Annotated in this window: 10 protein-coding genes; 1 reads left to right on the top strand and 9 read right to left on the bottom strand. The window is 62.4% G+C overall.

Annotated elements, in window-relative coordinates:
- Positions 1 to 27: 27 nt before the first annotated feature.
- From KW825_RS18030 to KW825_RS18000, 7 genes are read right to left on the bottom strand one after another with little or no spacing between them, the layout of a single operon-like run.
- Positions 28 to 363 carry a hypothetical protein gene (locus KW825_RS18030; protein WP_218329964.1) on the bottom strand — a complete coding sequence of 112 codons (336 nt, stop codon included), beginning with the start codon at positions 361 to 363 and terminating at the stop codon, positions 28 to 30.
- A complete protein-coding gene (locus tag KW825_RS18025; protein WP_218329963.1) occupies positions 360 to 1,538 on the bottom strand; it encodes a tetratricopeptide repeat protein in 1,179 nt (392 codons plus the stop codon). The genes KW825_RS18030 and KW825_RS18025 overlap by 4 nt, the downstream gene beginning before the upstream one ends.
- A 2-nt stretch (positions 1,539 to 1,540) precedes the next feature.
- Entirely contained in the window at positions 1,541 to 2,203 is a 663-nt protein-coding gene (locus KW825_RS18020; RefSeq protein ID WP_042651604.1) for an energy transducer TonB, read from the bottom strand.
- A complete protein-coding gene (locus tag KW825_RS18015; protein ID WP_218329962.1) occupies positions 2,200 to 2,601 on the bottom strand; it encodes a biopolymer transporter ExbD in 402 nt (133 codons plus the stop codon). The genes KW825_RS18020 and KW825_RS18015 overlap by 4 nt, the downstream gene beginning before the upstream one ends.
- Positions 2,598 to 3,128, bottom strand: coding sequence for a MotA/TolQ/ExbB proton channel family protein (locus KW825_RS18010; protein ID WP_042651602.1), 531 nt, complete (start codon positions 3,126 to 3,128; stop codon positions 2,598 to 2,600). The genes KW825_RS18015 and KW825_RS18010 overlap by 4 nt, the downstream gene beginning before the upstream one ends.
- On the bottom strand, positions 3,125 to 4,420 hold the full coding sequence (locus KW825_RS18005; RefSeq protein WP_218329961.1) for a MotA/TolQ/ExbB proton channel family protein: 1,296 nt from the start codon (positions 4,418 to 4,420) through the stop codon (positions 3,125 to 3,127). The genes KW825_RS18010 and KW825_RS18005 overlap by 4 nt, the downstream gene beginning before the upstream one ends.
- Entirely contained in the window at positions 4,417 to 5,178 is a 762-nt protein-coding gene (locus KW825_RS18000) for a DUF3450 domain-containing protein (protein ID WP_218329960.1), read from the bottom strand. The genes KW825_RS18005 and KW825_RS18000 overlap by 4 nt, the downstream gene beginning before the upstream one ends.
- A 211-nt stretch (positions 5,179 to 5,389) precedes the next feature.
- On the opposite strand from KW825_RS18000, the gene KW825_RS17995 reads away from it, so the two are divergent.
- A complete protein-coding gene (locus tag KW825_RS17995) occupies positions 5,390 to 6,166 on the top strand; it encodes a LuxR family transcriptional regulator (protein ID WP_042651599.1) in 777 nt (258 codons plus the stop codon).
- A gap of 71 nt (positions 6,167 to 6,237) precedes the next feature.
- On the opposite strand, the gene glmS is transcribed toward KW825_RS17995, so the two are convergent.
- Together glmS and KW825_RS17985 are read right to left on the bottom strand one after the other, a co-directional pair.
- Positions 6,238 to 8,070, bottom strand: coding sequence for a glutamine--fructose-6-phosphate transaminase (isomerizing) (gene glmS, locus KW825_RS17990; RefSeq protein ID WP_218329959.1), 1,833 nt, complete (start codon positions 8,068 to 8,070; stop codon positions 6,238 to 6,240).
- 53 nt (positions 8,071 to 8,123) lie between these two features.
- Entirely contained in the window at positions 8,124 to 8,897 is a 774-nt protein-coding gene (locus KW825_RS17985; protein WP_042651597.1) for a DeoR/GlpR family DNA-binding transcription regulator, read from the bottom strand.
- Positions 8,898 to 8,923 lie beyond the last annotated feature (26 nt).

Genomic DNA, 8,923 nt, shown 5'->3' with positions numbered 1-8,923 from the left:
TGCTAACAAGTCGTTTTGGTCACTTCATCAGACATTGAAAATCAAAAATTGTTTTTGATGCTCGATGCTGTGAGTGCCCACACAGATTGCTTGATTCAAATTGTTAAAGAGCGTCACGCTTATCGCGTTGAGGAGGCGCATATTACGCTCCTCACTTCGAAAGTCAAGCGCTTGTTTTCGCTTTTCTTTCGGCGCCCACTTCACTAAGGAAGCTGGCTCATCAGTCCGGCGTGTTCTGCCGTGCTGGTAGGGGCGCATTATAGGGAGCCAGGCCGGGATGACAAGGGCTTTTTGTGAAAAAGATCTCGTTTGCTGAAAAAGCAGGCTGACACGTATAAAACTCGAACTTTTCTCCAATTTCATGCCGCTTTTTTGTTCACCCCTTCGCTCTGGGCCTGGATATAGTTGACCCAGCTGGTCGCGCGCTGCTGCCAGTTGCTTTCCCGCTGCAGCTCCAACGCCAGTGTCAGCGCCTGGGCATACTGCTCCTTATTAAGGTATGCCTGCACCAGCAGCGCCTTGGCCCTGTTGCCCTGCTCACCCTTGGTCGACTTGATGACGGCCAGCTGGCTCATGGCCGCATCCGTCTTGCCCTGTTGCAGCAACAGCTCGGCGGCACGCATGCCGGCCTTGGGGTGCGCATATTGCTTGGCGAGTATCTGCCAGCTATCCACCGCTTTTGGCCACTCACGGGCACCTTCCCACAGCTGGGCCAGCAGTTGCTGGTTCTCGGCACTCGCCTGCATCTGTCCCTTGGCCATGGCCGCCTCCAGCAGGCGGGCGCCGCGATAAGGCAGCCCCTGCCAGGCATAGAGGCGAATGAGCTGATTGCGGGCGGCAGCGTCGTCCATCAGTTGACGATCGATGGCGGTCTGCAGCAGGGCCAGCGCCTGGTCCCCACGCTTGGCCGACAGGTTCAGCGACACGGCCTGCTGCCACCACTTGTTCTCTTTGGGCTCGTGACGGATCAGCTCGCCGACCTGATCGGCCGCCATCCCGTAACGCTGCTGGGCGGTGAGGGCAGAGAGGCGAATGATGGCAGCCTGCTTGTGCCAGCCTTTCTTCAGCAGCTGTTCGCTCTGGCTCGCGGCCTCACCGTACTGCTTGTTGTGGTAATAGAGGCCCGCCAACCGCAACCGCAGCGCATCGTCCGGCTTCAGTGCCAACGCCGCCTTGTAGCTGGCGATGGCACCGGACCAGTTGGATTGCTGGGCCTGGATGTCGCCACGCAGGCGCAGCAACTGAAGCTGCTGTTGCTCCGGCCACTCTTTATAGGCCAGCGCCTGCTCGACGTAGCGGCTCGCCTGCGCGGTCTGCTGCAAGTTGGCGGCCAGGGAGGCCTGCAACTGGGCCAACCAGGCCCGCTCGGCATCTGAGCCAGGCTTGAGCCCGGTGGCCTTGTTCTGGGCCTGTTGCCATTGCCCCGACTGGTAGAGCTTCATCACGGGTTCCAGCTGGCGGGAGAAATGAGGGCTCACCTCCATGGCCAGGCAGGCTTGGCTGACCAGGGCCAGCAGGCAGATCCAGATCCGCAGCATCGTTATGACTCCAACTTGAATTTGAGATTGATGACTTGCTCCAGCTTGTCGGTCGCGCCAGGCCGTGGCTGGTAGCGCCACTTGCTGACCGCCTGAATGGCCGCCCGCTCGAACTGGCGCTTGGGCTTGGCCTCAATCACTTCCACATTCTCGACCCGCCCCTCGCTGTTGATGGTGAAGCGAACCGTCACCGACCCTTCGATGCCAGCCTGCTGGGCACGGTATGGATAGACCGGTTCGACCCGCTGCAGCGGGGTCAGCATGTCGCCAACGCCGACCCCCATCCCTTCCGATTGACCATGAAAGTTGCCGCTCGCCACCGGAGTGGGACTGGTGGCCACCCCGGGGGCAGATACCTGCACGGCACTCAGGCTGGACACCAGATCCAGGCTGGGTTGTACCGAGGGCAGGGGCGCCGCCGCCGGCATGGGCAGCGGCGTGGAGGCCAGGGCGGCAGGAGGCTCAGGCAGTGGCTCGGGCTCTTGCGGTACCGGCCGCTCGCGTACCTGTACCTCGTTCACCTCGGTCTGCATGTTGATGACGATGGACTTCTGCTCGGCCGAGGCCTTCTCCCCCCTGGGGGGCTCCACCAGGGTGGCCATGAACAGCAGGATCCCCAGACTGAGGGCGACCCCCAGTCCCAGGCTCATCAGCTTGAATTTCATTTCGGTGCCACCGCCACGGCGATGTTGGCTATTCCGGCGGCCTTGGCCTCATCCATCACCCGCACTACCTTGCCGTGAGGCACCCGCTCATCGGCCTGGATCACCAGGCTGGCGTCGGGCTGCTCCGACTGCAGACGGGCCAGGCTGGCCTGCACCCGCTCCACATCCACCTGTTTGCGGTCGAGGAATATCTGCCCCTGGGCGCCGATCGCCAGCATGATGCTGGAGGACTTCTGCGCCTTGGCCTGGCTCGCCTGGGGCCTGTGCACCTCGAGCCCGGCTTCCCGTACGAAGGAGGTGGTCACGATGAAGAAGATCAGCATGATGAACACGATATCCAGCATGGGAGTCATGTCGATCTGCACTTCATCACGCTGGCGTTTGGATTGCCGTCTCATTGCATTACCTTCTCTTCTCGCAGGCCGTCCCTGGTCTTGGCCAGCGCACGCTTGGCCTGGCTCTCGAGACGACTGAGTAACAACACGCCGGAGAGCGCCACCACCATGCCTGCCATGGTGGGGATGGTGGCACGGGAGATCCCGCCCGCCATGCTCTCCGGGTTAAAGCGGTTGGCGGCGGCCAACGCATCGAATACGCCTATCATGCCGGTCACTGTGCCGAGCAGACCCAGCATGGGGCAGAGCACCACCAGGGTGCGGATGAAGATCAGATGACGGTTGAGCTCCAGCTCGGCCTCGGCCAGCCAGCGGCCACGAATAGCCTGAGCATGCCAGCTGTGGCGCTCGACGCGCCCCTGCCAGCGACTGAACAGCTGCTGCTGCAGCGGGCCAAAGCCCAGGTTGAGGTAGAGCAGCCGCTCGATCATCAGAATCCACATCAGCACCAGCAGGGCCAGAATGACCCAGAGCACGGGGCCGCCACGGCCCATGAAACTCTGCAACTGCTGCCAGATGTCGAGCATCATGCCACCCGCTCCATCCCGTTTCCGTTGCTCTCGGCGCGCTCGGCCAGGATGCCGGCGACCTGTTGCTCCAGCACATTGGAGAGCTCGGTGAAGCGGGATTGCAGCAGGCTGTGGGCCAGGATCAGCGGAATGGCGGCCACCAGCCCCTGTACCGTGGTGATCAGCGCCATGGAGATGCCGCCCGCCATGATCTTGGGATCGCCGGTGCCGAACTGGGTAATGGCCTGGAAGGTGCCGATCATGCCGGTCACAGTCCCGAGCAGACCCAGCATGGGCGCAATGGCGGCGATGACCTTGACCATGCCGATGCCGCGCTCCAGCCGTGGAGTCTCCTGCAGGATCGCCTCATCGAGCCGCAGCTCCAGGGTCTCCATGCTCAGCTCGGGATGTTGCTCTGCCACTGTCAGCACCCGGCCGAGGGCATTGTTGGCATGGTATTCACCGCTCTTGAGCTGGCGGCGCACCAGGGTCAGTTCGCGGGACAGCGTCCACAACCGCACCCCGGCAATGCCCAGACCGATGGCGGCCAGCAGCACTATGATGGCGCCGACCTGCCCCCCTTGCTGGACTTGCTGCCAGAAGGTGGGGGCCTGGGCCAGCATGTCGAGCAGCACGCCGTGGGAGGGATCCAGCGGCAGGGCCTCACCTTCCTTGCCCTGATAGGTGGTCAGTTCGGACAGCAGGCCGCCGGGCAGACCCAGTACCGGGCTCAGCCCTTCACCACTCGGCTGCAGGAAACCGGCGCTCCCGAACAGCGCGAAGCTGCCGATCCGGGTCAGCGACTGTTCGCTGGCCGCGCCCTGGGCATCGAGCACCTTGCCGCTGAACTGCGCCACCCGGCCCGATTCGCGGATCTCCTGCAGCAGGGTGGCGGGCAACAGGGCGAGGGCGGCGCGATCCGGCACCTGCTTGTCCTGTGCCAGCACCTTCAGCGCCGCCAGTCGATCCGGGAACTGACCCTGCACCGAGGATTCGGCCAGCAGCTTGACCGCATCGCTCGCCCCCTGACGGGTGACGGCGAAGATCTCGTTCATGTCGCCGGAGGCTTGCTCCCACTGAGCGTTGAGTTCAACCAGCTGCTTTTCATTGTCGGCAAACTGGCTGGCCAGCTGCTTGCTCAGGCTCTGGGCCGCGGCCAGCCTGGCGCGAGCACCGCTCAGCTGATCGGCGACCGAGGCCAGATCCTGCTGGGCATTCTGCTCACGAGCCTGCTCCTGCGCCTGCCAGTCGTCGTTGGCGAGGGCCGCGTGAGAGCCGAGGGAGAGCGTGATAAGAAGGGGGAACCATTTCATGACTGAGCCTCCTGGCTACGCGCGACAGACAGGGGCACATGCAACAGTTGCGGGACTCGCTTGTCGGCAGCCATGTCCAGCGCCTCGGCGATGGGCTCCAGCCACTGGCTGTCGAGTGCCAGCCACTTCTTGCTCTCCGCAGACCAGCGCCAGGCCTGGCTGCGATCGGCCGTCATCGCCAGCAGGGAGACGCGGCCCAGCGCCAGCACATCGACCCGACGCTCGGCACCATCCAGCTCCAGCTGAGCGGGATAGGCATCCATCCGGCTGCCGTACTCGGCTTCGATCTGATAGGCCTGCAGCAGCTGGCGGAATTTCTCGGCCTCGCTCACGTCGGCACGGGCCATGGTCAACTTGAGCTGCTCGATGCGCGCCAGACGATCGTCCTTGCGCAGGGGGATGTCCTCCTGCACCAGCTGCTCCAGCTCGGCCTGCATCTGCAGCATCAGCGGGATCAGCCCCTGCCGGGTCTGCTCTACCGCCGCCAGCTGGCTGCTGAGCTTGCCCAGTTCATTTTGCTGATCGGCCACCAGTGACTGCATGTAGCTGTTGTAGGCTTCCAGATCGCGCAGCTGCAGCTGCGCGTTTTGCAGCTCCATCCTGGCGGAAACGGCCGCATCGGCCGCCTTTTCTACTCGCTGCTGGGAGGCTTTCCCGGCAGCGATGCTGTTTTTCAGTGCGGGCGCGACCAGTTCGTCGGCACTGGCGACGAAGTGGGCGGCCAATGGCAACAAGGCCAGACCCCAGAGCTTTTTCATGGTACATAATCTTAACAATGATAACTATTCTCATTGTCTCAAAGAGTCGTGCCAGTGGCAATCAGATGATTTCCTTGGCCTGCGGCCGAAAAAACAGGATAATTTTTAGACAAGCACGGGAGTTACTGGCGTTGGTACTAACAACACCACATTAAATAACTAAAAAATATCTTTTCGATCAGGATGATAAGGGTCGAAAAAGGAGAGTGACATGTTTAACGATGCGATCTGGGAACACATAGATCGGTTCACCAAGGCCAAGAAGACCAGCGATATCCAGCAACAACTGGAGCGCTTCAGTCACCAGATGGGATTTGATTACTTCCGTTTGCTGATCATTTTCCCCATCAGCATGCAAAAATCCCACGTAGCCTTGTTCAACAACTGTCCGACCAGCTGGTTTGATGCCTACACGGAGCGGCACTACCTGACCCAGGATCCTGTGGTCTTCCTGGGACTGAAGCAGACCCAGCCCATCTTCTGGAACAAGCTCGACTGCGACTCGCCCTGGCTGCCCAGCGCCAGCCGGGAGGTGATGAACCTCGCCGCCGATTTCGGGGTGCGCAACGGCGTCTCCTTCCCGCTGCATACCCCCCAGGGGGAACACGGCATCCTCTCCTTCATCAGCAAGGAGAAGTCCAACTCCGACCTGATGTTTGAAAACGTTCCCCTGCTGTCGTTCTGTGCCAGCTACATCTTCAACTCGGCACTGCAACTGATAAAGAGCAGGCCGGATCTGATGAAATGCCTGGCCGAGCTGTCGGATCGGGAGAAAGAGTGCCTGTTCTGGGCCAGCGAGGGCAAGACCTCCTGGGAGATCGCCACCATACTCGGCATCAGCGAGCGCACCGTGAACTTCCACCTCAATCAGGTCACCAACAAGACGGATTCGAAGAACCGCAACCAGGCGATCGCCAAGAGCATCTCCAGCGGCATCATAGTGCCCTCGCTGAACGATGTGACCATCACCAACCTGCGGCTGTCATAGCCGGGTATCCGGCCAGACGAGCCCATAAAAAAGAGCCGCAATGCGGCTCTTTTTTCATTTCCGACAATGGCTTATTCCACGGTCACGGATTTCGCCAGGTTGCGCGGCTGATCCACATCCGTGCCCTTGATCAGGGCGACGTGGTAGGAGAGCAGCTGCAGCGGCACCGTGTAGACGATGGGGGCAATCATCTCTTCCACGTGGTTGAGGCTCATCACCCGCATGGTGGCGTCGCTCTTGAAGCCGGCATCCGCATCGGCGAACACGTAGAGGATGCCGCCGCGGGCACGCACCTCTTCCACGTTGGACTTGAGCTTCTCCAGCAGATCGTTGTTCGGCGCCACCACTATGATGGGCATCTCGGCATCGATCAGCGCCAGCGGGCCATGCTTCAGCTCACCGGCGGCATAGGCCTCGGCGTGGATGTAGGAGATCTCTTTGAGCTTGAGTGCCCCCTCCATGGCGATGGGGTACTGGCTGCCACGGCCGAGGAACAGGCTGTGCTGCTTGTCGGCAAACTCTTCGGCCAGGGTCTCGATCTGCTTGGCCAGCGCCAGGCTCTCCTTGATGCGCAGCGGCAGGGCTTGCAGCGCCTTGACCAGCTCGGCCTCGGCGGCGGCACTCAGGTTGCCACGGCAGTGACCGACGGAGGCCACCAGCATCAGCAGGCCGGCCAGCTGGGTGGTGAAGGCCTTGGTGGAGGCGACGCCGATCTCGGCCCCGGCCCGGGTCATGAAGGCAAGATCCGATTCGCGTACCAGGGAGGAGCCCGGCACGTTGCAGATCGCCAGCGAACTCATGTAGCCGGACTCCTTGGCCAGCCGCAGGGCGGCCAGGGTATCGGCGGTCTCGCCGCTCTGGGACAGGGTCACCAGCAGGCTGTTGGGGCGCACCACCGACTTGCGATAGCGGAACTCGGAGGCGATCTCCACGTCGCAGGAGACACCGGCGATCTCTTCGAACCAGTAGCGGGCCACCATGCCGGAGTTGTAGGAGGTGCCGCAGGCGACGATCTGGATGTGCTCGACCTGGTCGAAGATGGCGCGGGCGCCGTTGCCAAACGACTCGATCACCACGTGATCGGTGCCGAGGCGGCCTTCCAGGGTATTGGTGATGGCCTTGGGCTGCTCGTAGATCTCTTTGAGCATGTAGTGACGGTACTCGCCCTTGTCACCGGCATCGTGGGAGAGCTCGGACTCCAGCTCCTCGCGCACCACGGCGTCGCCGTGAGTGTCGAAGATGTGCACGTCGCGACGGGTCACCTCGGCCACGTCCCCCTCTTCCAGGAAGATGAAGCGGCGGGTCACCGGCAGCAACGCCATCTGATCGGAGGCGATGAAGTTCTCGCCGATGCCGCGGCCGATCACCAGCGGGGAGCCGGAGCGGGCCACCACCACGCGGCTGTCGTCGCGGCTGTCCATCACCACAGTGCCGTAGGCGCCACGCAGCTGCTTCACCGCCACCTGCATGGCGGCCAGCAGGCTGGGGGCGGATTTCAGTTCGTGGTGTACCAGATGGGCGATCACCTCGGTGTCGGTGTCGGAGCTGAACTCGTAACCCATGCCCTGCAGCCTGCTGCGCAGCTCTTCGTGGTTCTCGATGATGCCGTTGTGCACCACCACGATATGTTCGGAGACGTGGGGATGGGCATTGCGCTCGGACGGCTCACCGTGGGTCGCCCAGCGAGTGTGGGCGATGCCGGTGCCGCCGTGGACGGACTGCTCTTCCAGCGCCTTGGCCAGTTCGGCCACCTTGCCCAGACGACGCACCCGCTGCAGCGGCTGGTTGGCGCTGAACACGGCCACCCCGGCGGAGTCATAACCGCGGTACTCGAGACGGCGCAGGCCTTCCACCAGAATTTCAGCCACATCACGTTGGGCCACGGCCCCGACGATGCCACACATAGACTTCTCCTTGAACTTGAACTGTTAACAAACAATGGGATAGCAGGCGAGATTCAGCCTGCGAGGGGGGCGCAGATCAGCGTCACCCCTTTGGATTCGAGTAGTTGCCGGGTCTCGTCGGCCAGGCCGGCGTCGGTGACCAGGGTATGGATCTGTGCCCAGGGCAGCTCCAGATTGGGGATCTTGCGGCCGATCTTCTCCGACTCGACCATGACGATGACCTCGCGGGACACCTCGGCCATCACCCTGGACAGGCCCACCAGCTCGTTGAAGGTGGTGGTGCCTCGCTCCGGGTCTATGCCATCGGCACCGATGAACAGCTGGTCGAAGTCGTAGGAGCGCAGCACCTGCTCCGCCACCTGGCCCTGGAAGGATTCGGAGTGGGGATCCCAGGTGCCGCCGGTCATCAGCAGGGTGGGCTCGTTCTCCAGCTCGCGCAGGGCGCCGGCCACGTTGAGGGAGTTGGTCATGACGATGAGGCCGCGCTTGTTGCCCAGCATGGGGATCATGGCACTGGTGGTGCTGCCGCTGTCGATGATGACGCGGTTATGATCGCGGATGCGCTCGGCGGCGGCGCGGGCGATGGCCAGCTTTCGTTTCGAAACCTGCTCCGGATTGCTGTCGACCACCATCTCGCTCGGCAGGGGCACGGCACCACCGTAACGGCGCAGCAGCAGGCCACCGGTTTCCAGCACGGCCAGATCCTTGCGGATGGTCACCTCCGAGGTGGAGAAGTGTTTGGCGAGGGTATCGACGCTCACTTCGCCCTGTTCCTGCACCAGGGTCACTATGGTGTGGCGACGCTGTTGAGTGTTGCGTTTGGTCATCTTAAAGTTTCGATTCGAAAGAATGT

This window comes from Aeromonas sp. sif2433 (assembly GCF_019218705.1).
Classification (GTDB): domain Bacteria; phylum Pseudomonadota; class Gammaproteobacteria; order Enterobacterales; family Aeromonadaceae; genus Aeromonas; species Aeromonas encheleia.
The sequence above is the reverse complement of the archived record's forward strand: the minus strand, read 5'-3'. Positions and strand labels throughout refer to the sequence as shown.

Excerpts from the sequence above, each read along its gene's own strand:
- KW825_RS18010 (WP_042651602.1), bottom strand. The coding sequence starts at position 3,128 with ATGATGCTCGACATCTGGCAGCAGTTGCAGAGTTTCATGGGCCGTGGC.
- KW825_RS17995 (WP_042651599.1), top strand. The coding sequence starts at position 5,390 with ATGTTTAACGATGCGATCTGGGAACACATAGATCGGTTCACCAAGGCC.
- KW825_RS18030 (WP_218329964.1), bottom strand. The coding sequence starts at position 363 with ATGAAATTGGAGAAAAGTTCGAGTTTTATACGTGTCAGCCTGCTTTTT.
- KW825_RS17985 (WP_042651597.1), bottom strand. The coding sequence starts at position 8,897 with ATGACCAAACGCAACACTCAACAGCGTCGCCACACCATAGTGACCCTG.
- glmS (WP_218329959.1), bottom strand. The coding sequence starts at position 8,070 with ATGTGTGGCATCGTCGGGGCCGTGGCCCAACGTGATGTGGCTGAAATT.
- KW825_RS18020 (WP_042651604.1), bottom strand. The coding sequence starts at position 2,203 with ATGAAATTCAAGCTGATGAGCCTGGGACTGGGGGTCGCCCTCAGTCTG.
- KW825_RS18015 (WP_218329962.1), bottom strand. The coding sequence starts at position 2,601 with ATGAGACGGCAATCCAAACGCCAGCGTGATGAAGTGCAGATCGACATG.
- KW825_RS18000 (WP_218329960.1), bottom strand. The coding sequence starts at position 5,178 with ATGAAAAAGCTCTGGGGTCTGGCCTTGTTGCCATTGGCCGCCCACTTC.
- KW825_RS18025 (WP_218329963.1), bottom strand. The coding sequence starts at position 1,538 with ATGCTGCGGATCTGGATCTGCCTGCTGGCCCTGGTCAGCCAAGCCTGC.
- KW825_RS18005 (WP_218329961.1), bottom strand. The coding sequence starts at position 4,420 with ATGAAATGGTTCCCCCTTCTTATCACGCTCTCCCTCGGCTCTCACGCG.